Raw genomic sequence first — 21,947 nt, forward strand, 5'->3', positions numbered from 1 at the left:
TCTTCATAGGTTTCCACCATTCCTAATGAGCATCCGCTCGTTGCGCCCTATTCATCCGAAATTCAGGCAATAAAAAAGCACCCGAAGGTGCTGTGATTTGTTTGGTTGTTTAGATAAATAAAGAGATTCGCTCTTTTAAAATATCGTTATAGATCCACATTGCATCGTATTGCCGAGCAAGCAAATCCCAATTTTGCTGATTAATAAAATCAGGTTTATCTTTTTTCAAAAAATCACCTAGAGCCTTAAACTTAACTTCAAGCTCTTTTTGTTCATCAACTACACGCTGCTCATGCGGCTGCAATTCTTTTCCACCCATTTTCTTTACTCAAAAAAAAAGAGCCTATTGGCTCCATGGTTAATTAAATTATTTACTGTTCTTGTCGAGGCTCATCTTCAAAACGAATACCATGAGGACCCCATGCATCAAAAGTCACCGTGACCTTTGGCGGAAGCCCAGAATCACTCTCAAGCACTACCAATGTTTGTCCACTTAACAGATCACCTGTTTGCTCGTCATGCAGAGCTAATTTATTGCCAAAACGCTTAACAACAAGTGGTCTAGATTTAATATTGGTCACAACCCCAGCTCCTTAAATGTTTCCTCATCCAATCGCTTAAGCTCCTTCAGGGTGTATAACTTGCCATCTGGATCTAGGAACTTATCAATGTTGTAGTCGCCATTTTTATAGAGTTCATAGCGTTTTTTGCCTAACCACTCTCGTTGAAAGTCCTCATGCTGTGTGACAAACCATTCTTTGAAACTAGTATTAGCACTGACTTGACCAGCTTCACCAGGCTTAACAACAAATGGCCTTTTCCCTGCAAACATTTCGTCTTCATTTTCCACATAGGGAACATAAACGGTTCGATTACGCGGATGAACTGGGAAGTGTGGGCGATTAGGATCATCAATATCGTAAATATTGCCATCTTCTGAAGCACAGAACTTACAGGTACGGCTATCTAAAGTTGCTGATACTTTAAGCTTCTTAACACCCAAAGCTTTATAGGTCTCTTCATAAGCAGTATTGCTGATATGACTACGTGCAGTCCTCACCATCATATCAATAGAATGTCGAGACTGATTTAATATCCCATCCTCATAATTGAGTTTCGCTGTACCCTTAATACGCTGGGTAATCTGCTGATTGGTCTGTCCTTGGGAAATACCATCACGTATCGCATACTCAACACGGCGACGTGTGGTTTCTGCCATATCACTAAACATCTGATCGATCAGCATTCCACCCGCAAATGGCTTTCGCTTGGCTTGTTTAAAGATGCTTTCGCCTTGAGGTGCTTTAATCGTCTGACCTAGTGTTTTGGCTTGGTGATTAGCCTCGTACACAGCCAAAGCAATCGCAGATACTGCAAATGCTTCTGGAAGAATCAACATCATAGAACTCTGCCATTCATTAAGAAGGCTTTTAATCTCTCTTAGATTCGCCGTGGTATATCGTGCACCAGATAGAGCAATGCGTTCCGATTCACTCAACTCATCAAGCAAGTCTCGAAGCTTTGCCACCATCACATTTGATTCACGATTAAACTTTTTAAGAAGCTCAATCACTTCATGTGACGATAAGCGGTGTAAATAGGCTTGATGTTGAATAATCGCATTGATCAGTGAATCATCTTTATTAGCCATATCATTCACCGGTTAGATCGAGTTTTCCCTCGCGCTCAGCCTCTAGATTCTTCTGCTCATCATTATAGGTCTGTTTCGGGAACATACCTGACTGGTTGTACTCCCACCATGATTTAAACGAGCTATGGCCTTGCACGGCGCTTTCAAATAACTGTCGAGATAGATCAGCTAAGTAACCTTGTTTATTAAACTCCTGACTAATTTCATAAAGCAGATCATCTTTAGTCAGTACGTTCACATCAGGCATTACAAACTTGGCACACCAACGCAGCGCCATACTAATCGCTTCATTGATATTGACTGTGCACAGGGATAATACTGAGTGTTGAACTGCATCATCGTTTTTAGCTTCGGTCGCAGTCTTGCTGGCTGAGCCTTTCTCGACTAAACGCGCCCCCATTTCCTTCATCTGCTGCCATTTGTCTTTCATCGCCTCACGGGCAAGTGTATTCGGCTCAACCTGAGCAATACCAAATGAACCATCCTTAGGAATAGGCATTAAAGTCTTGGAGCCAATATACACACCATTCTTACGGGCTTCTTGAAACCAATTCCAATCTACACCCGTAACATAATACTGCGGCTGCCCCATGTAATAGACCGACTCCTGAAAGTCAGCACTATCACGATAATGCGCAAGGTTTAGATCAGTTAATTCTAATAATGGTGAGTTATCAATTTGAGCCGAGTTATCGACCGCACCAAGGAAAGTAAATGGAATATAAGTCCAAGGATCGCCATTGTAATCCGTTGGCATCTTACGACCATGACCAACCCAAACACCTTTATCCGACTTGGTGTAGATCTCAACGGTGTAAGCAAACTCACCTGAACCTACATCCTCTAGACGCAATACTCGATACTGCAGTTTAGATTCAGTACTAAAACCATCCGCGCCGCGTTCAGACACCATTTCTTCAATAACGACTAAATTTAGCTTCACCTGATTGCCAACGGTCATGGTGTCCCAATTAATCACTGCTTTAGATGATAATAGATGCACCATTGGATAGGCCTGTTTGGCTTTCTCTTCAGCACGATTACGCGATGGAGCCACATCAGGGAAGTCTACATACAGGGCACAGCGATAATGCTTCAGGATATGACGTAATGCTGACTGTGAGAGCTGATATAAACTCACTCCTGCACCATTAGCATTACGCTCTAAGTGTTCAAGTTCCTTGGGGAATTTAAATGTAGGATCGGTAGAAAATGCTGCTCCAACCAAACTCCCCAGGGTTTTACCTGTAACACCATAAAACACGGCGCGTTTAAGATATGAATCGTAAAAGCCCTTCGCCTCTCGGCTAATATCGTGTGGATTGTTTCGAGGTAAGTAGGTTGTATTCTTGCCTTTAACAGCATCTTGCCCTTTGCATACGTCATCGACCTTATCCCATAAAGGAAAGTTTTTTGCATATTCAGGGTGTTTAAAAGTTACATCACTCATCGAGCAAATCCCATTTTAGGAAAGAACGGCGTAAAGCCTTCGTATAAATCGTTAAAAGCATCCGCAGCCGCATCCACTTGGTCTTTGTATTTACCATTAGGAAAGTTGCGAAGCTCATCTTTAAAGTCTTTATTCCAATCCCCACGAAGCATCCGCACATTCCCCACGTTGACCTGTGCTGCAAATGGTTGAGCGCGGGTTACCTTGTCACCTGATACGGGTAAGGCAACTACGTTGTAACCGACTAAAAGCTTGGTAAAGGATTTGACTTGTGATTTACCTGCTTGACCAGGATCTTGAGGCAATCGAATGGTGACCGCCATTCCATCTAGATCAGCAGTACTCTTTATTCGCTTATTGACATTCTCGGGTCCAAGCTGCTCACGTTCAACATCAAAGATATAGGTATAACCATCATTAGCACTGGCCATACCCACACCCGCCGTGTATGCCCCTTCCCCCTCAGAGCTTGCTAAATCCCACGCTCGGGTCTTTTTAAGAATATCTGCTGGTAATGCATCTACAATTTCAATTTCATCAGGTTTGAAAAAACCACCCGCAGGTGGTGCTGGGCGCTGTCGATATTGCCCTGCAAAAACATAAGGTGCAGCTTTCTCCATCAGCGTGAGTTTTTGGATATTATGCTTGGCTGGCCATAATGCCGAACCATCGTCTTGAATGGCTGATAAGCAAATGTGTTCCCATACCTCACCATTACCACCAGCAACAGGTTTACCGTCTTCACGATCACCTAACAACCACCCCGCCAGATCCTCTTCATGCAAACGCTGCATAATGACAATGATTGGCGTATCTGGTGAGTTAGTCCGTGATTCGAGTGTGTTCTGAAACCAATCAATCACACCTTCACGTATGGTTTTAGATGATGCTTCATCGGCTTTGTGTGGATCATCGATAATGATGCACCCACCAAAACCATCTCGCATTTTTCCCGCACCAAAGCCAGTGATCGTACCGCCTGTACCAGTGGCATAACACACACCACCTTCCGCCGTGCGCCAGTTGTCTTTAGCTTTACTATCATCACGTAGCTTTAGATCAGGAAACACCTTTTTATAAGATTCCTCTTGCACTAAGTTACGTGTTTGAAAGGCGTTATTAGCAGCAAGCATGGCTGAATAACTAATATGAATAAACTCACAATCAGGATTCTTACCTAAGGCCCAAGCCATAAAATTAATCACGGCGATTTCAGTTTTAGAGTACCGTGGTGGAATATTAATGATCAGACGTTTAGTCTCACCTTTATAAACCCTCATCAAAGCATCACAGACTTCACGATGGTGCCAGTTGTGCTTCCATTTATAGCCCCGACGTTCCTTAAACATATAACGGGTAAAGAAATACAAATCCTGCTGTGCTTCGATCTGAATCGCTAAGTCACGGGCAGGGTCAATAATCATCCACCACCTCCCGACGAGCTTTAAGATATTCTTCTTTAGAGACAGAAACCGCTGTTTGAACCGATTCCAGTGGCCCGCCATCTTTGCCGGTGATTTCAATTCTTTTTTCATAAAAGCCTTTCATAATTTTTTGCATCTGATCAACGATTTTGATCGTCATCGGTACATTGGTTTTTTTCTGAAAGAGTAAGTCACTCAGAATTTTTAACTGAACAATATCGTTTGCACCGCTAATATTGTGAATGGGTTGTTGTAAGTACGCTTCACGTGCCTGTTCAAATTCATCTCTAAATTCTTGCCTTAAATCTCGACCTGCCACCTTGGTTGGGTCATATCCTTCAACCTGTTGGGGGGATACATCAATATTGAATTTTCCCTTGATGTCCTTTACTACCTCAGTGGGTGTCATGAACTGCGCAAGTGACCGAACTATATAGAGTTGCTCGGCTTTTCTTAGCTTTGCCATAAATCAAAATCCATCAAGGCTTATCAAGGAATATAGGCAAAAAAAAGAGCCTTTCAGCTCAATTAATTACACAGTTCCCGCAGCACTTTGCTACATCCAAATCGGGTACAAACGGAGGATTCTGTGCGACTTCAACAAGTCGTTTGACACTTTCACTTGCTCCCCAGCGTTTGACTACCCCGATAAATTCTTCAACGTCATGGCCTGCTAAATAATGCTTAGGTAGACCAGTATGATCGCTATAAATAGGTTCACCGTCTTCATCACGCTCAACGCCAATGTGATAAAGCTCATGCTCAATCAAAGCACAGAAATCTCGGTCAGAAGCTTGTTCGCAGAATGATGCATCGATAGTAATTAAATAAACCGGCACAAAACCGAACCAATCTCGCATCTGTTGTTCTTGTCGGGCTTTCTTCCATCCACCCTGGTTAAACATCACCTTTTCACACTGGCCTAATACCATGCGCTTTTTAGCTATCATCGCAGAAGATGCCCAAGCAAAAGCTAAAACCGTTTCATCGTCATGTAGTAATTCGGCAATGTGATCATGGTCTGGATTGTGTAGAGCACCGCCAAGCGTTAAGAAGTTATTTATTACCCATTCTTTTAACTCCACGGCGGGCACTAGGCGAATAGATTCTTCTTCCTCAGCCTGATCAATAAAGTCAGTCGGTGGGAATGGTCTGATTTGGTCCATTTTTAATCCGCTCTTTAAACACGAAAAAATGATTCTAGGTAAGATGGTATGTACATAAATTTAATGGCCTCTTTAATTAGGCGTGCATTAGGTTTTAAGCTATATACATCACAGTCCAAATCTTGGATCTCCATCATTTCTAATAGTACTTCCAATGCTGAGCACTCAAACGGTTCGTAGCACCCCTCAATCAATACATAAGGGATACCAGAATTATCATAAATAAAATTGTCTTGAGAAAACTCAAAACCATGAACCAAAACTACTACTGCTTGTCTGCACAGTTTCTTATATATCCTTTGTTTCATCTTCTAATTTCTCCAACTGAGATTTAATCCAATTAATTACATGACTAGAAAAAATAGAATCTGGGTGAAAATGCTCAATCTTATAACCCATATCCTCAGCTAAATCATATTTGCTAAATGCATTTGCTACCTTGTTACCACCTCGGCCAACACACCAAGGACTTCCTGCAATTTCAATAAGTAGATTTAGTTTCACAATATAAAAATCAAATCTCCAATTTCTGGTAGATTCAAATTGAAACTTTCTACGATGACCTATTAGGCTTTCTTCCAGTTCTTGAAATAAGGTTTCTTCAGCTTCTAGATATTTTTCTGTCGCCTTAGGCAATGGTCTAGTTCTTGGTTTTGTTTTGATGGGCTTCTTGTTCGTTAGGGCTTTGTATTTTTGAATGTCCATAAACATTTATACCATTTAGTATATTTAACTAGATGTTTTATATAAATATTTTAAGAGCTTAAAATGACTTGCGTACAAAAAAACAACAAAATGAATTCAATTCCCACTTGGGAGCTATTTTAGATTTATAAAATATACGTATACTCAAGTACACAATAACAACAAAATAAATATAATTACTACTTTTTAAAATTGCCTAACGCAGGAGTTGGGAGAGGTGCCCACTCCTGCGTATTTTCTACTACAACTCATTTAAAATTTCATGGAAAATTAACTTATATTGATTTCTAATTTATTATTTCCTTTGTAAAACTCAAATATTTCATCTATCAATATCTTTGATATTCTAACACCTAATAAAAAAGTCCAGAAGGTTTTATCTGGACTAAAAATGTATAAAAATAAGTACATGGCTTTGCAAAGGCAATCAACCAATAAAAAACCAACTGAAATGGGTTTTAAAAATAGTAATACTTAATTTTTTTTATCTTCTTTAGTAAATTCTTTAAAATCAGCTTTGCGAATCATTGCATGAATACCTTTAGTGCGGTCAACAACTTGTGATACTTGAAAATCTGTAGCAGCACTCAGATAAGCATATGCTGTAGCTTCATCAATTCCAAACTCATTCCCCAAAAATGCTATGGCTTCACGAGTGGATTTTTTCATAGCTTCATCAAGGTCAACATCCAAGCCAGGAGTAATCCAAAACTCCTCATTTTCAGCCAGTGGTTGTTTAATTTCTTTACCTGGGAATCGATCTTTACCAGCCTTTAATAGAGTAAATTTTAGAGTTGCTCGAGCAGATCCTTCGAGTGCTGTCAAAGATACTTCACCATCACCTTGTACAAAATGACTATCACCAGTATAGAACAAAGCTCCAGGAACTTGGACTGGATAATATACCGTTGAACCTGCACCTAACTCATTAATGTCAATATTTCCACCATAAATCGATGGTGGAATTGAATTAACAGACTCACTAGTATTTGGAGCTACTCCCATTGTTCCCATAAATGGATAAAGGGGAAAGCGAATTGATTTGCCAGATTCAGTTTTTATTACTCCCTCATATTCGCCTTTCGCATTTTTTTCAATTGGGGTAAAGATTGAAACATTGCCAAATGAAGATGGATCTTCTACTGTTGGATTTGGACTAGCTGGTGTTCTTGGCAGTTCGCCAGCCAGCGCTCCTTTACCATGTCGACTTGAAATAACTCCATAAGGTACTCTAGGTTCAACCTTTATCACTTCAACCTTCAAAACATCACCAGGCATAGCATGTTGGATGGCAACTGGACCAGTAATAATATGAGGTCCATCTTTAAAATAATCATGTTTTAAATTTGATTTTGTGATCATTTTAGCCTCATCTAAAATATAATCTGATTTAACTCCCTTTGACTTAAAATATTTTTCAGCATCTCGACCCTGATCTTCTAAAAGACCTTCGTGAGAAACAGTATCAAAAGTTACTGTACTGCCTGAAGGTACTGTTAAAATAGGCTTTGAATCTTTATTAGGTAGATATCCCCAGTTTATTGTTGAGAGAGTTGAGGGTACGTAATAATTACCAGCGTAGCTACCACTCTTTAATAACATTGGCTTATCAGTTATTTGTTTTAAAACTATAAAATTATCAGCTTGGGCTGAATTAAAAGATAGTGTCCCCAAAAAAAGCATATAAATTAGTGAATTTTTCAAAATGACGCTCCTATAATTTAAACTTAGTTTATCTAGCTATTAGTAAGTTATTTATTAGCAAACAACATGCCAAATTTGCTCTAATGAATATCTTTAAAACCATGTAATTAAAACTGATTAAATTGAAATTAGGTCTTCAACTCATAACATGTATCATTAAAGGTATTCTTTCTTTTTTTTAAAGATTTTTAGTAGTTTGGCCTTTAAGATTATGAATGTCCATGGTTATTTAATTTATTTATATTGCATATGTTAAAATTAATATTTTGTTTAATTTAGACAAATTGTAAAATTCTCAAAATAAATTAGTCTTTTTGTCTATATAAACATGCCAAAAATTCACTCTACAGACTTTAGAAATAAAGTAATGGAACACTATAAAATATCATTACACAAATCAGATACTTGCAAAAGATTTGGAGTATCGAGGACCACACTAAATGATTGGATTCGTCTCGAAGAAAATACGGGCTTCTTGGACCAACCCAAAATTATATCTGGCCGACCCTTTCTTATTAAGGATCTTAAGTCTTTTAAGATGTTTTATGAAAGTACTACCTTTAAAAAATTAAAAGATTTAATACCATTATTTGAACAAAAGTTTGGTTATAGTATTTCTTATTCGTCTTTACTTTATACGATTAGAAAATTAAAACTATCTAAGAAAAAGGATTTTTGTTAATTATGATATATAAAAAATGCTTCAAAAAAGAAGCATTTTTTAAACTCTGTTTAAAATTTTAATCATTAGAAACAGCTGAGTTTAAAGTTTCATCAGCTTTCCATATTTTTAACTTAACTAAAACATCTTTAGGGGCATATATCACAATAGGGAGCTTACTATTGTACCTACTTAAAGAATTCTTATTACCAAGGTTAACCGCTAGGTCAGTAGTTTGCTTTTCACCATTAAGACAACCCATTCTAGTAGACATTGGACCAGTAATTTTTTCAATCTTGTAATACGTATAGCCCCACCCTTGTAAATCAATTTCCTTAAGATCTCCGGAATACCAAGTGTTATTGCAATCTTTAATGCCTTTTTTAGTTGCTATAATTTCAACTTTTAAATTTTCTTCATCTGTTCTTTTTTCCAACCAAATTACATTTCTATTATCATTTCCAGCAGCTTTCGGATATGGCGCTACATCACTTAACTTATTGTCTGCTGCATAGGTGTAACTAAACAGTAGGGATGAGAAAGCTAGACCAAATATTCTTTTTTTAGACAATTTTTCACCACCATAAAAAATTAGATAACACTTGATAATAAATTGTATGTTTAAGCTACCAGCAAAATTGTACAAAAAATCACAAAATAGAATTAAAACTAAACATTAAATTTGTCAAAATTTTTAGATATATATGTATACTCCATCACACAATAAGACAAACATAAAATAACAAGAACTATATGAACTCAAAACCGTCTCCTGCAGGAGTAGGTGTTCTCTCCCTACTCCTGCATTATTTTTATAAATGTTTTGTCGTATAAAAATATTTTCAAAGTTTAATTTGCATATATTTAAATAAAATCCATAGACAATTCTTTAGAGTTGAATTGCTACTGCTAAACTTTATATGCAAAATTTGAATCAAACTTTCCTGTAGTTTTGAAACATGCGCCATTTCGCCACATTAATATATGCATATGTTTTTAAATATAACGCACCCCAGTACACTCGCCTACTAAGACTATAAATGCTTAATTTAACTATGCCAGAGATACATTAGCTACCACAGAAGATCTATGCTGTGGCCCATAGCTACTCCCTACTTTAAAGAACCACTGAATAGGCACAGTATTCTTTACTTTTCAGTTTCATCATTCAATTTTGTGTGGGGCATCACTCCCAATTTAGATTTTCACTTTCCTGCATATCCTATTCACACTCGATGAACTGTGTGGGTTGTATCGGCTTTCGTGCGATCTAAACGTGTTTGCTGAAACAGTCTTTAGCTAATCGGCAAACTTTAATAACTGGGTTTGTGCATTTCACTTTCCTTTAAATAAAAAAAAACCCACATATTAGTGGGTTGTTAACTTATTACTTTAGGTACTTTTATATATCTTCAAGACTAAAGTTTTCATCATATCTACTTCTAATTACTCTATGTAATTTATCGAGCGCTCTTTGATACTTATCAGCTCTCTTAGACAAATTTTCATTTTCGTCGCGCAGTTTTTTTAATTCCTCTTCATCATGTAATCTTTTCAATTCTTTATCTGCCCGCTCTAATTTTTCTAAAAGTGTCTTGTTAGTCATTACGATCACCTTAAAATTTGAAGACATCATTAGTTTAAAGCTCTAGCCATATCTTCTTGTAAGGAAGTTCAGCTATGGCTAGTAACTTATATCTACAACATAACACCATGCTTATGGTGTACGTGATCAATTTAATTACCCTTTATTAATGTTTTCAAGAATTATTAAAATTTTTAAACAAAAAAATTTAGCTACAAAAGCTACCAGAATATAAATATTTGGATTCTGTAACTCTTATGAAAGTTTATTAACTTAGCTTATATATAACAAATACAATACAACTACAAGCAAGCTTCATTAAAAAAACCACTACTTTTAATAGATTAACTAAAATAATAAACAACAAGGAACATGAGGACCAAAACAACAAATAAAAGAAATAGTAAAAAAATCATCATATTAAATTTAAAACTAATAACAATATTAATTCTATGAAGAAAATATTCATTTGAAAATAAAATTTAATAAAAATGCAAAAAAATCAAACATTCATATAATAAGTAATTAATACGTTACATTAAATATAATTGTGCAAAATCTTAAGTTTTTGATAGTCTTGCCAAATCTTGCACATGATACTTAGGCTTACTTTGGCAAGTATGTACTGTCATAGATAGGTTCTCTGTTAACACAGTGAATCTTTTCCAATTTTACGATACCCTATGCCTCATCAAAAATTGGGTTTTTTCTCTGCATGTAAAAAACCATCCTAAGGTGATTCACATTTACATCAGATTTAGAAAATCAACTTATACAAATTATTCAAACCCGCATAAAACGATTTACCATCCAAATTAAGTTGAAACTTTTCTCCTGATTCAACTTGAATCTGTTTACAAACTTCAACCCAATTTAAGCCAGTCATAGTATTTTGCACACGTTTAAAAGGGATTACTTGTACACAGATATGTTTACCATTAACAACTACTGCGGTTGCCCTACCATTAGATATAATCATATTTCACTCATTTAATTTAACTTTCGTAAAAAATATACTTTTCAACACCAGGTGTGATTATTATAAAATTAAAAGGCTTATGCCTAAAATCAATATTATATTTTACATCAGCTTATATAACTAAAAATAAAGTCTGAAAATAATTTAATTCTCAACAGTCTATTAATTTAATGAACCTTATATCAATATATTTATTGATAGTTAAATATTATAAACGATATAAGTATCACAATAAAATTATATATTTAAGCCAACTGTACCAATTAATAATTTTATAAAAAAAGCCCAATTCTAAACAGTAAATTGGGCTGTGAAACTTAAATTTTATTGGTAGCGGGAGCTGGATTTGAACCAACGACCTTCGGGTTATGAGCCCGACGAGCTACCAGACTGCTCCATCCCGCAACAACAAGTTAGGTTTATACGCCCTATAAGATAATAAAGCAATATATAATTAATAATTAGATAATATAGAGTAATTTAATTGCTTGAACCCTCTGTTATAAAAGAAGGGTGATTAGCTCTATACGTATCCAATTTTTTTATTTCATTTTCAATATATTCTTTGGGCTCTTCTAACCAAGTTGATTTTCTAGAATCAATTCCTGATGTTTTTAAAGCCCAATCAGAAAGACTACCAAATGTAAATGTATTATCTGCAAAAACTAATTTTGCCTTATTATTTGTGCTATTTATAAAAACCTTATGAGTAGGTAATGATCCAAATACTGCTACTTGTGTATAAAGATATTTATATATTTCAGTCATAATAAAAACACCTTAAAGGTTTTACAATATACCACTCAATCTAAAGAAAAAACCATATAACTCAAAATAAAATATATTTATCCACCTATTAAATTTCGATGATCAAATTTTATTGATCTAAACTATAGAAAACGAACCTAGTTCTTAAGTAATCTTCAAGAAAATCACTCACCTGATCTTCAGTAAGTGTTGAATCAATCCAGAATATTAACGGCTTAGTTTCTGCTCTAATTATCCGTTTAATGTATGTAATTACTTGCCTAGACTGATCTTTAACTTTAAATCGATCACTTTTCGAGCTTCCACTAGTTAAAAATTTACTACCGTGCCATGGACCACCAATGCATATATTCATATATTTACCTATGCCCTAAGTCCTAATATCATTATCGCCAGAGTACTGTAAATATTGTGAAGTCGTCTACATTTATTATTTAGAATAACTATATTTTAACAATAAAAATTCTTGATCCATATTTTAAGTATATAGAATTATAGCTGGTGGTAAGTCTTAAGTATTTTCTTAAAATATAAGGAATAAAATACAAAATTCTTCTAAGCAAGTTAAAATATTCAGTTACATGTAGTTTTATAAGAATATTTAAAAAAATTGACTAAATTATATTAAAAAAAAACTCAACCTTAACTATAGATTGAGCTCTAAAATGTTACGATGCTTTGGGATACATCAAGCGAATATCATACCTTATCCACTATTTTTAGAATATGACACATATTATTTAGAAGGTCAATATAAATTATATTCACCACATTAATCCTAAGAAAAATTTTTATTTACATGTTTAGAGCAAATAGGATAACAAAAGAATTGAAAACAATTTATTCAACACTCAATTCGACTATTTACTATCGGTCTATTCACCTATGAAATATATTTTTTGGTTAAAAAATATATACTTAATTCATTTATTTAATTTATAAATATATTTTATTTCCCATTAAGATAAAACCACCCGTAGGTGGCTTTATAAATATAAAATAAATTCTACTTATCTTCTGGGTTTTTGTATTTAGAATAAAAACTTTGCCCACATACAAGTGTTATAAAATCTTTCGAAGCAGTAGTAGTAGAGATAGGTCTATCTACCGCCAAGTATATAAATTGTTTATATAACTTCTCACCTTCTTGAGTATTTTCACCAAGACCTGTTTGAGGTCTATCGTAATTAACGCAATACCCAACTATATTTGAAGTTTTTTTATCTTTAACAACTTGAATTTGATTATATTTAAAAACATAGTTCTTATTGGCCTTTGCTAATTCATCTTTATTTTTTTGATTTAGTGTAAATGGGCTTGCAAGGCGTTCAATTGCAGCAGGATACTCAGCATCCATTTTTTTTTCGACAAATTGTCGATCTTTTGAACTTGCTGAAGTATACGCTACTCCCTGCTTAGTAATTCTATCTGCATATGCCTCCCAATCTTTAGACTCTTGAACTAATGGCATAGCATCTGTAAGAATTTTACTTACTTGTTGAAATTTATCCGCTGTCGTTGAGCATGCTGTTGTGATTAAAAATAATCCAAAAATTGGAACTGATAAAATATATTTATTCATTTAAATCTCTAACAAAATATTATGTTTAGATATTATACATATTTCTTTATGATTAAAAATTTAATGTTACACAAATATCAAAATTTTATATTTATGATAACTTCATCACAATACAAGGCTAATTATACGCTTTCCGATACATCATTTTAATTTTGATTCAAATTGAACATAGATTGACATTTACAACCTTAACTATTACTCAATAAGCTAAAAACCCCGCAAATGCGAGGCTAATATTTTCAATAATTCATAATGATTAACTCATTACTGTGTTTACTCTTACTTTGAATATCAACACCAATCGAATAAACAATCGATGTTGATTCCATATTAAATCCCGTGAAGATTTCACGAATCTTAGGATGATCATTAATTGAGAGCATGACCTTCCCTTTTGCTGTTCTCATCTTCTCAGCTAAAAGTTCATATTGCTCAAGTGGGAATGCAATGCCATAACCAGCTGTGTCTAAATACGGCGGATCAGCATAAAAGAATGTATGTTCACGGTCATAACGATCAAAGCAGTTGTCCCATGTAAGGTTTTCAACATACACACCATCTAAACGCTGATTCGCCGCCCTTAGGTTCTTTTCAATATTGGATCTATTAATGGATCGCCCAGTGGTTGCATAACCAAAAGTCTGCCCCGATACCTTTCCACCAAATGCGTGTTGCTGCAGATAAAAGAATCTTGCTGCCCGCTGAATATCAGTCAAAGTATCTGTGACTTTCATTTTTTCCCATTCAAAGACCTGACGGCTTGTTACAGCCCATTCAGTCTGTCGTACAAATTCATCCAAATGATTTTGCACTACTCGATATAAGTTAATGAGCTCACCATTTAGATCGTTAATCACTTCCGTCTTGGCTGGTTGTTCACGCATAAAGAATAATGCTGCTCCACCGCAGAACAACTCCACATAACAGGAATGATCAGGAAACAATGGAAGTAATTCCTTGGCTAGCCGTGATTTACCACCCTGCCAAGGAATAATAGGTTTATTTTTAGTTGCTGCTTTACGTGTCTTATCCATTTATAGATCCACTAGGATGGTTGCTCTAGGCAATCTAGTGGGGCATTCGAGATGCTCAAAAAATTAATTGCTTTACATCGAGGGCATTTGATCTCCAAAGTTGTAAAAACTCCTTTAGCGAGTAAACGTCCACATGATCTACAAGTAATTCGTTGCATTAAATATTCCTGTGCAAAAGCTTAAGTTTTTGATAGCCTTGCCGAATCGTGCGCACGATGGCTGGGCTTGCTTTGGCAGGTATGTGCTGTCAGAGATCGGTTCACTGTTAGCGCAGTGAATCGTTCCCAGTTCTACGATATACAAAACCCCGACTTCATCAGAAATCGGGGTTTTTCTTTGGGCGTAAAAAAACCACCCTAAGGTGGTTTAAATTTACATCGAGTTTAGAAAATTAACTTATATAATTTGTTTAAACCCGCGTAAAACGATTTACCATCCAAATTAAGTTGAAACTTTTCTCCCGATTCAACTTGAATCTGCTTACAAACTTCAACCCAAGTCACGCCTGACATATTATTTTGCTCACGTTTAAAAGGGATTACTTGTACACGGATATGTTCACCATTAACAGCAACTGCGGTCATCCAACCATTCGATATAATCATATTTCACTCATTAATTTGAGCTTTTGTAAAACAGGGTAATTTTTAATCTTCAATGTCAGTGGGTGGTTATTCTGAAATCAATAGGCTCATGCCTAAAATTAAGGTTACATTTTACATCAGCAAGTTAAAACAGAGTATCCACAATACTATGTTTTTAAAAAGACAATAAAAATTTATTGGCCGTATATCAGCATATTAAACAGTATGCTACATATTAAATTAATAGCATACTTAACTATCAAGAGTAGTTAATTCTATTAATCTATATTTAATGAATACACTATAACACCATAGCTACATTTAACCTAATCTAAATAATTAAATTTTTAAACAAACTCTTAATGTGCATTTAGCTTAATTAATAATCTTCTGTAATTATTTAAACATGGATTGATGGCTTTAAGGACAAATAAAGCAATCAATTTAAATTTCAACCTATTAATTACCGAAGTGTGTAGTTTGTGTACACTACTCAATAATTTTTAAATTAAAATGTTGATGAATAATATAATGTTATAAAAATTTGAAAAATAAAAAAATATATTTTGTCGATATAAAGGTGATACTGGGGACATATCTCCACATATAACTCTCACACTACCTGTAGTGTAAAGATAAATAAAGTTTACTATAACTACTCACACAACAACTTAAAGAAGATAAAAATGTCAGACTTCAATGATTTTTCTCAAAAAGCCACTCTTACAAATTCAAGCACTCCTAGCACAGAAAAACCTCCCGTTAAAGACACTCCGTCAACTGCTCCCAAAACCGCTTCACCTACTCAAGATAAAGGCCCACTAATAACCACTGAAAATAAGCCGAAATAATTAACCACTAGTCAAAAGGCTTATCATTAATGGTAAGCCTTTATTTTTAATAAATCATATAAAATAATGATTAAAAAAATCTAGCCATAGGAATAACTAGATTATAAAAGTTTTTTGGTAATTCGATACCCATACGAAGAGATCTGTTCAAATTTTATTAAAACATAAGAATACAAATTTTTAGAATATAAAACAAAACCTCGCAAATGCGAGGCTTAACCAGCGAATTACTACAACTTCGTCCACTATACCATAAATATGCCATATTGCCTGTGCAGGGTCAAGCTTTGCGCTTAGGACTGTATTCAATAAACCCATACCGACTATGTAAAACAGCTAGACCACATTTCGTATCAAAACGAGCATCCCATTCAGAATAAACTATCTTTGCATTCTCGGCTGGCCCACTTCTTACTACCATCTCTGGCCATGAGTTAAAATAAAAATAGCGATCAACAATAGCATCAAGCCAATCATCCATTACCTCAGACTGTCCATATAAATCTAAAACAAGGCGTTGAACGGCGCGGGCTTCATTATCGGTAATTTCACATACTGTGTCTTTCGGGGTATGTTTTTTAGTTGGCATAAAATCGATATGACTCGACATCACATCAGCTGTTATTTGGCGTTGCTTTCTAACACCCAATTTTAGCTTTTTTCGCTTTACAACAGCCTGATCCATAGCGACAGCAATGGGATTCAATGATTTTCCACATGTTCCCTGTACAGTGTTCTGCCATGCTCCAAATTGATATAACCATCCTTCTAAATCGTACTTAGACCAATCAACCGCCTGCATAATCGTTACTGCTGTATTCTCATAGAAGCTGCGGAGGGAGAATAGATGTCAAGATTAACAAAATTAGATCGCATGACTGATGATGAAAAATCCCGTCTAGTTAATGACTTCCGTAACGCTCCTGATGATGCAGATTTTCCACCAGAAGCATTAGCTTTAGTTTACGGTTTCTCATTACCGTGGTTGCAGAAAAAACGGTGTGAGGGAAACGGTATACCTTTCTTTAAACCAACATCTAAAATGGTTTTATATAAAAAATGCGATGTCATTAACTATGTAAATGACAACCGCTTATCTCATACTGCTTAAGTTACAACTGCCCACCACTGTGTGGGCATATTATTGGCTTTCCATTTGTGCAATATGGATCGCCTTATGCTCACCTAATATAGTGTCCTCAATTAAATTCATTGCTTCACGTAACTTCTTATCACTGATTTGAATATATCCTGATGTCACATCGCCTGAATCGTCATCATTCTTATGATTAAGCAATCTTTTAATTGTGTAGTGTCCATAATCTAGGTTTTCAGCAACAGATCCGAATGTTCTGCGAAGATCGTGAAATGTAAATCTAATTTTACAGATAGCATTAATCTTGGATCTAACCTTTGAAATATTTACAATATGACCAGATGCTGATTTTGCCGATGGAAAAACCCATTCACCATGAATTTGACGTCTTCTCTTTTTCATTAATGCAAGAAGAAAATCACCCATTGGTAATGTGTGTGATTCCCCATTTTTAGTATCTAGAGATGTAATGGTTCCATATTTCAAATCAATATTTCCCCAGGATAATGTCTCACACTCCTCTCGCCTAAATCCTGTTAAAACCAAAGTAAGTAAAAAGTCTCTATTGGTTTCTAGTGATTGCCCACGATCCTCATAAGTAAAAATTGCATTAATCCAGTCTGGTATCTGATCTTCATTAATATACGTCTTTCTTCTTTTAATTTTATTCCATGCTTTTTTTGCACTTAATGTCTTTACAGGGTTATACGGGATTAGAATTGGTTGATCATCATGATCTAAATAATGTTCTATTGAAAAATTATACACGGCCCGAAATACGCGCATAGCCATATTTGCTTGAGCCTTAGAGCTTTCTGAAAGTAATTGATGCTTCTCTTGAATCATTTTCCGAGAAACTTCATCCAACTTAATGTTATGCCAGTCATCAAAATACTTATCAATGACTATCGTATAATCGCTAACTGTTTTAGGTTTAAGTGTTTTATGCACCATGTAGTTATCAAATGCTTCTTTAACCGTTGGTTTTTGTTTTTTGGCATTTAATTGCTGTTCATTATCGGAAATTTTCTGTCTCTTCACATCATTAGGATTAATCCCCTTTGACATTTCTAGAAGTCTTTCACGCGCCATTTCCCTAGCTTGAACTAAGGTGATATTTCCATGTAGACCTAAAGTAGACCGCACAGCACGGCCTAAGACTTTTTTTTCAACTATATATGTCTTATATGAGTTATTTACACGTACAGCAAATCCGATTAAGTCGCTATCTCTATAGATCGCAGGAGTTAATTCCAGTTGATCAATAAATGACTTTGTGAGCTTTACTCTTTGAGCTGACATATATAGAATCACTACGTATTGCGATATCTGACAATATATCACACTATTTTCTACAGTCTACTATGCGTCTACTTGAAGAAAATACTTGATACTTTCTAAATTATTGGTTAGTATTGCTTCGCACTAAAGGCATTGATATTAAATGCTTTCATGCTATAAGGGCCTATAGCTCAGTTGGTTAGAGCAGCGGACTCATAATCCGTTGGTCCCGTGTTCAAGTCACGGTGGGCCCACCATATATATCAAGGACTTACGTTAAAATACGGAAAGTCCTTTTTTTGTTTCTAAAATCCATGTAAGCACTATGTAAGCATACAAAATAAATCCACAAAAAACCCATTAACACCCTCTTTGTCTAATATAGTGGCCTCACCACTTTGGACTGTTTTCGAAATTCATGTAGTTGGTTGACAAAACTCATTTTTAGCAATAAATCCTGGTTGACAGATTAGGAATTTAGCCATAACGCAATAAAACTTGCAGATTTGTGCAGGTTGGCAATTTCTGCGATCTGCATGAAATTTGATTTCATACACATGATACGAAATATTTATTAAGGTTTTTACGTAATTGTAATCACAATTAAAATGTTTATATCAAATTTCCGACTGAGTTAGGCTGACACTTATTCACTCACCGTATTTCTAGGATCACGCAGCATATTCGTCAGTTTTTAACATCCGATAACAATTCTAATGTAGTCTGGATTAGAGCCATTACTGACATTTTTCATCAGAAGAATTTGATCCTCTTTTATTGCTATCTCTTAATTTGATAATCTCACCTTTCATTCTATAAAATTTTTCAACACTCTTCTTTGTATCCTCAATAATATTTTTTTCATAATTTTTATCCATATTTTTCACATAATTATCCATATATACAACCATCCAACAAATACTATTTAACTCATCAAAATCTAAGTCATTTTTCTTTAAACCAATCAACCAATTACCATACTCATCATTAAGTAGGCTTTCGGCTGTTTTCAGCTTAACAAAAGTATTTTTAAAAATAATTTCTTTTAAAGCAGGTTCAACCCTTATTTCTTTATTTGCTTCTACAATTAATCTATGATTATCTGTAATATAATTCCTAATATCTTGTTTAATAAAAGTATCAATATCATTTTTATCAGAGGAAGCTTGACAGCTGGTTAGGTTAAAAAATAAGAATAATAGTAAAATATTTTTTTTCATCACACAGTTTACCCTTAACTTAAAAACCACTAATTGGCGATGAGTACTGATATTGCTGAATAAAATGTGACCTCATGGCTGGATCATATGAGCGTCCAAAAATATCTCTATATAGGTTTTCATTAATATAATATGGCCCCCTATTTGCATGCATTGCAATAGCATTACCAGCTAAAACTGGCTTACTGGCATTTGATAGCGATAAATCTACAACCTCTCCAAAATTTCTCTTAGAAATAGCCACTCTAGCTTTCAGTGTATCTTTGGAAAGCTCTATAATAAATTTCCCACCATCATCTAAAGAATGTTTTTGAGCATACATTGTAAATCTCAAATACATCATAGTGTGAAATGAATATCGTCCCAACATTGATTCATTGAACTGCCGTAAATCAAACTCCAAGCCAAAGCGTATCGCTAAATCATGCTCAAATGGATACTTGTTTTTTACCTTACTCCATTGAGATTGGTTCATGTTAAAAGTATATGGTACCGTAGTATGATAATTTAGAATTTTAACGATACTATTGCATAGTAATGGGTCAAGTAGCTCATCAGCACTACACATCTTAACCTCATTATCCAAAGAGGGAATATTTAGTGGTGAAAAATCATTGTTATCTACCATTGTTAATCTCTTGGTTATAGTGGTGGTAATGGTTTTGATGCATCTATAGTTTGGAACTCGACCTTATCGGGAGTATTAGCGTGGATAACATGAGTTTTTCCCTCTGCATCAGTCCAGCCCGTCTCCACTTCACCACTATCTATATAGCTAATTAAATATGGAATGTCAGCACATACTTCCTGACTTCTCTCATCTTTTAATTGAAATTGAATACCATATTTCTTGACACTATCATTGATAAAATTATTCTGTAATTGTACTGGAGCTGAATTGAGAGAAGGGTAATTTACTCCACCACTATCCCCAACCACATGAGATTGTTGTGGTAATATCCGTGCCCCACATGTCAATAAGTCACCAGCATAAGCCACCGCTTTACCGTCAAAGATCACATGATCGTGGCTTTTAAGAACTGTCGACCAGCACTTGCACTTTGGGCAAAAGTGACCATCACCAGCTACAACAATAGACAACCATAAGGTTCAATTTAAGACTGTAAACAGTAAATAATTCACTCAGGCCAACCATCACTCAATCGCCTGACCTCAATTGCATGTCCTAAAGCTGCTTCTTCCATAATTTTATAGATCAAAACTAATCGTTCTTGATTAACCTTGATTCTCAATTTTGGTAGTGATGGCGTCAAGTGAAGTGGAATTATAATACACTGTTTTGTATAGTTTTATTATTAAATAAAAAACACTTTTACCCATGATTTACCTAATTATTATAGATTAACTTTGGCTGGGTAAATAAGGTTTATTCAAATGAGGGGGTAGATTTGAACTCACGCAAGCACCCAAGATGATATTTCAAGGTCACTATGGAACAGTGATCTTGAATCGTCTTATGAATAAAATAGGACTTACACAGAATTATTTACAGGGTCTATTTCCATTACCATTATTGCCTCTTGACTTAACTCGATTGAATTCAAATCAATCCAAAATTGACCATGCCTTTTTTTGTGAAACCTAAATACAGCATCTGGACCAAACTCAGTGTCTGTTTGCATTGTTAATATAGCGACACACGACACCTCAAAATTTTCCAGCCAATACTCTTTAAATTCATTCAGTAACTTAAGACCTATATTAGCTATTTGACCTAAACTTTGAATATCTATATTACAGTAATCTTCTAGATGAAAACTATTAACAGCACATTCTAATCCAGTATCATCTGTATAATTCTGCCTAACCCATTCTTTATCAATAAGTTCATGTTCATTATGAAAAGCCTTAAATAAAAAGTACTCCTGATCAAAAGTAATACCTTTTTTTATCAGTTCATGTAATTGCACTGGAAAAGTTAAAAAATTCCCCTGAGAAAGAAAAAATTTCATTTTAGAATTAATAAAAATCATTTGGTAACTCCTAAATAGACACTATTTCATCTAAGTTAAGTGAGATATTGGAGCAACTAATCAATAATGTATAACAAAGATAAGTTTACAGGGTCTTTACATCTCTTGTTTGGCAGATTGGTGCTTTTGCAATAATTAAACGAAGCCCTCACCTGAGGGCCTTCACAATAGCACCATGCTTCGCCTGACATTCATTGTATTTAATCACTGTA

The 21,947-nt window shown here is 35.0% G+C and carries 25 protein-coding genes and 2 tRNA genes; 2 read left to right on the forward strand and 25 right to left on the reverse strand.

Going from position 1 to position 21,947, the window contains the following annotated elements:
- Positions 1 to 109: 109 nt before the first annotated feature.
- The 20 genes from Aru01_RS01150 to Aru01_RS01245 form a co-directional block, all read right to left on the reverse strand.
- Complete coding sequence (locus tag Aru01_RS01150; protein WP_016656579.1) at positions 110 to 319, reverse strand: crAss001_48 related protein; 210 nt, start codon at positions 317 to 319, stop codon at positions 110 to 112.
- Positions 320 to 371: 52 nt separating this feature from the next.
- A complete protein-coding gene (locus Aru01_RS01155) occupies positions 372 to 581 on the reverse strand; it encodes a hypothetical protein (protein WP_016656580.1) in 210 nt (69 codons plus the stop codon).
- A complete protein-coding gene (locus Aru01_RS01160; protein ID WP_016656581.1) occupies positions 578 to 1,651 on the reverse strand; it encodes a minor capsid protein in 1,074 nt (357 codons plus the stop codon). Before Aru01_RS01160 ends, Aru01_RS01155 begins: the two co-directional genes overlap by 4 nt.
- Position 1,652: 1 nt before the next feature.
- A complete protein-coding gene (locus Aru01_RS01165) occupies positions 1,653 to 3,101 on the reverse strand; it encodes a DUF4055 domain-containing protein (RefSeq protein ID WP_016656582.1) in 1,449 nt (482 codons plus the stop codon).
- A complete protein-coding gene (gene terL / locus Aru01_RS01170) occupies positions 3,098 to 4,525 on the reverse strand; it encodes a phage terminase large subunit (protein ID WP_016656583.1) in 1,428 nt (475 codons plus the stop codon). The genes Aru01_RS01165 and terL overlap by 4 nt, the downstream gene beginning before the upstream one ends.
- Positions 4,515 to 4,991, reverse strand: coding sequence for a DUF2280 domain-containing protein (locus tag Aru01_RS01175; protein WP_016656584.1), 477 nt, complete (start codon positions 4,989 to 4,991; stop codon positions 4,515 to 4,517). Before Aru01_RS01175 ends, terL begins: the two co-directional genes overlap by 11 nt.
- 58 nt (positions 4,992 to 5,049) lie before the next feature.
- Entirely contained in the window at positions 5,050 to 5,691 is a 642-nt protein-coding gene (locus Aru01_RS01180) for a putative metallopeptidase (protein ID WP_016656585.1), read from the reverse strand.
- Positions 5,692 to 5,705: 14 nt separating this feature from the next.
- Positions 5,706 to 5,999, reverse strand: coding sequence for a hypothetical protein (locus Aru01_RS01185; protein ID WP_042111053.1), 294 nt, complete (start codon positions 5,997 to 5,999; stop codon positions 5,706 to 5,708).
- Positions 5,980 to 6,396, reverse strand: a complete 417-nt coding sequence (locus tag Aru01_RS01190; RefSeq protein ID WP_040331223.1) for a hypothetical protein — start codon at positions 6,394 to 6,396, stop codon at positions 5,980 to 5,982. The genes Aru01_RS01185 and Aru01_RS01190 overlap by 20 nt, the downstream gene beginning before the upstream one ends.
- A 474-nt stretch (positions 6,397 to 6,870) precedes the next feature.
- Entirely contained in the window at positions 6,871 to 8,079 is a 1,209-nt protein-coding gene (locus tag Aru01_RS01195) for an acetamidase/formamidase family protein (protein ID WP_155757983.1), read from the reverse strand.
- A 761-nt stretch (positions 8,080 to 8,840) separates the two neighbouring features.
- Positions 8,841 to 9,332 carry a serine protease inhibitor ecotin gene (gene eco / locus Aru01_RS01200; protein ID WP_040331320.1) on the reverse strand — a complete coding sequence of 164 codons (492 nt, stop codon included), beginning with the start codon at positions 9,330 to 9,332 and terminating at the stop codon, positions 8,841 to 8,843.
- 831 nt (positions 9,333 to 10,163) lie between these two features.
- Entirely contained in the window at positions 10,164 to 10,367 is a 204-nt protein-coding gene (locus Aru01_RS01205; RefSeq protein ID WP_016656591.1) for a hypothetical protein, read from the reverse strand.
- 736 nt (positions 10,368 to 11,103) lie between these two features.
- Positions 11,104 to 11,325: a hypothetical protein gene (locus Aru01_RS01210; protein ID WP_016656592.1), complete on the reverse strand. Its 222-nt coding sequence runs from the start codon at positions 11,323 to 11,325 to the stop codon at positions 11,104 to 11,106.
- Positions 11,326 to 11,653: 328 nt separating this feature from the next.
- Positions 11,654 to 11,730 (reverse strand) — tRNA-Met (locus Aru01_RS01215).
- A gap of 75 nt (positions 11,731 to 11,805) precedes the next feature.
- Complete coding sequence (locus Aru01_RS01220; protein WP_016656593.1) at positions 11,806 to 12,093, reverse strand: hypothetical protein; 288 nt, start codon at positions 12,091 to 12,093, stop codon at positions 11,806 to 11,808.
- A gap of 1,006 nt (positions 12,094 to 13,099) precedes the next feature.
- Complete coding sequence (locus Aru01_RS01225) at positions 13,100 to 13,675, reverse strand: hypothetical protein (protein ID WP_016656596.1); 576 nt, start codon at positions 13,673 to 13,675, stop codon at positions 13,100 to 13,102.
- A 239-nt stretch (positions 13,676 to 13,914) separates the two neighbouring features.
- Positions 13,915 to 14,709 (reverse strand): DNA adenine methylase, encoded by a 795-nt coding sequence (locus Aru01_RS01230; RefSeq protein ID WP_016656597.1) that lies wholly within the window; start codon positions 14,707 to 14,709, stop codon positions 13,915 to 13,917.
- Positions 14,710 to 14,720: 11 nt separating this feature from the next.
- On the reverse strand, positions 14,721 to 14,867 hold the full coding sequence (locus tag Aru01_RS18820) for a Com family DNA-binding transcriptional regulator (RefSeq protein ID WP_081407207.1): 147 nt from the start codon (positions 14,865 to 14,867) through the stop codon (positions 14,721 to 14,723).
- A 225-nt stretch (positions 14,868 to 15,092) separates the two neighbouring features.
- Positions 15,093 to 15,314 (reverse strand): hypothetical protein, encoded by a 222-nt coding sequence (locus Aru01_RS01240; protein ID WP_016656598.1) that lies wholly within the window; start codon positions 15,312 to 15,314, stop codon positions 15,093 to 15,095.
- Positions 15,315 to 16,424: 1,110 nt separating this feature from the next.
- Complete coding sequence (locus tag Aru01_RS01245; protein ID WP_016656599.1) at positions 16,425 to 16,946, reverse strand: hypothetical protein; 522 nt, start codon at positions 16,944 to 16,946, stop codon at positions 16,425 to 16,427.
- Positions 16,947 to 16,991: 45 nt separating this feature from the next.
- Here Aru01_RS01245 and Aru01_RS01250 point away from each other — a divergent pair, with 45 nt between their 5' ends.
- Positions 16,992 to 17,255, forward strand: a complete 264-nt coding sequence (locus tag Aru01_RS01250; protein ID WP_016656600.1) for a hypothetical protein — start codon at positions 16,992 to 16,994, stop codon at positions 17,253 to 17,255.
- A 30-nt stretch (positions 17,256 to 17,285) separates the two neighbouring features.
- Here the strand turns inward: Aru01_RS01250 and Aru01_RS01255 are convergent, their stop codons facing one another.
- The gene (locus Aru01_RS01255) at positions 17,286 to 18,542 is read right to left on the reverse strand and encodes a tyrosine-type recombinase/integrase (RefSeq protein WP_016656601.1); all 1,257 of its coding nucleotides are present in this window, start codon (positions 18,540 to 18,542) and stop codon (positions 17,286 to 17,288) included.
- 159 nt (positions 18,543 to 18,701) lie between these two features.
- Here Aru01_RS01255 and Aru01_RS01260 point away from each other — a divergent pair.
- Positions 18,702 to 18,778: transfer RNA gene (locus tag Aru01_RS01260), tRNA-Ile, on the forward strand.
- A 480-nt stretch (positions 18,779 to 19,258) separates the two neighbouring features.
- Here Aru01_RS01260 and Aru01_RS01265 read toward each other — a convergent pair.
- The 4 genes from Aru01_RS01265 to Aru01_RS01280 all read right to left on the reverse strand — a co-directional run bounded on the left by Aru01_RS01265 (position 19,259) and on the right by Aru01_RS01280 (position 21,735).
- Complete coding sequence (locus Aru01_RS01265; protein WP_016656602.1) at positions 19,259 to 19,741, reverse strand: hypothetical protein; 483 nt, start codon at positions 19,739 to 19,741, stop codon at positions 19,259 to 19,261.
- A gap of 19 nt (positions 19,742 to 19,760) precedes the next feature.
- On the reverse strand, positions 19,761 to 20,369 hold the full coding sequence (locus tag Aru01_RS01270; RefSeq protein WP_016656603.1) for a hypothetical protein: 609 nt from the start codon (positions 20,367 to 20,369) through the stop codon (positions 19,761 to 19,763).
- A gap of 14 nt (positions 20,370 to 20,383) precedes the next feature.
- Positions 20,384 to 20,842, reverse strand: coding sequence for a PAAR domain-containing protein (locus Aru01_RS01275; protein WP_040331225.1), 459 nt, complete (start codon positions 20,840 to 20,842; stop codon positions 20,384 to 20,386).
- A gap of 392 nt (positions 20,843 to 21,234) precedes the next feature.
- Positions 21,235 to 21,735, reverse strand: a complete 501-nt coding sequence (locus Aru01_RS01280) for a PM0498 family protein (protein WP_016656605.1) — start codon at positions 21,733 to 21,735, stop codon at positions 21,235 to 21,237.
- Between the last annotated feature and the right edge of the window lie 212 nt (positions 21,736 to 21,947).

Origin of the sequence: Acinetobacter rudis (assembly GCF_000829675.1) — a bacterium.
In the GTDB taxonomy this organism is placed as follows: domain Bacteria; phylum Pseudomonadota; class Gammaproteobacteria; order Pseudomonadales; family Moraxellaceae; genus Acinetobacter; species Acinetobacter rudis.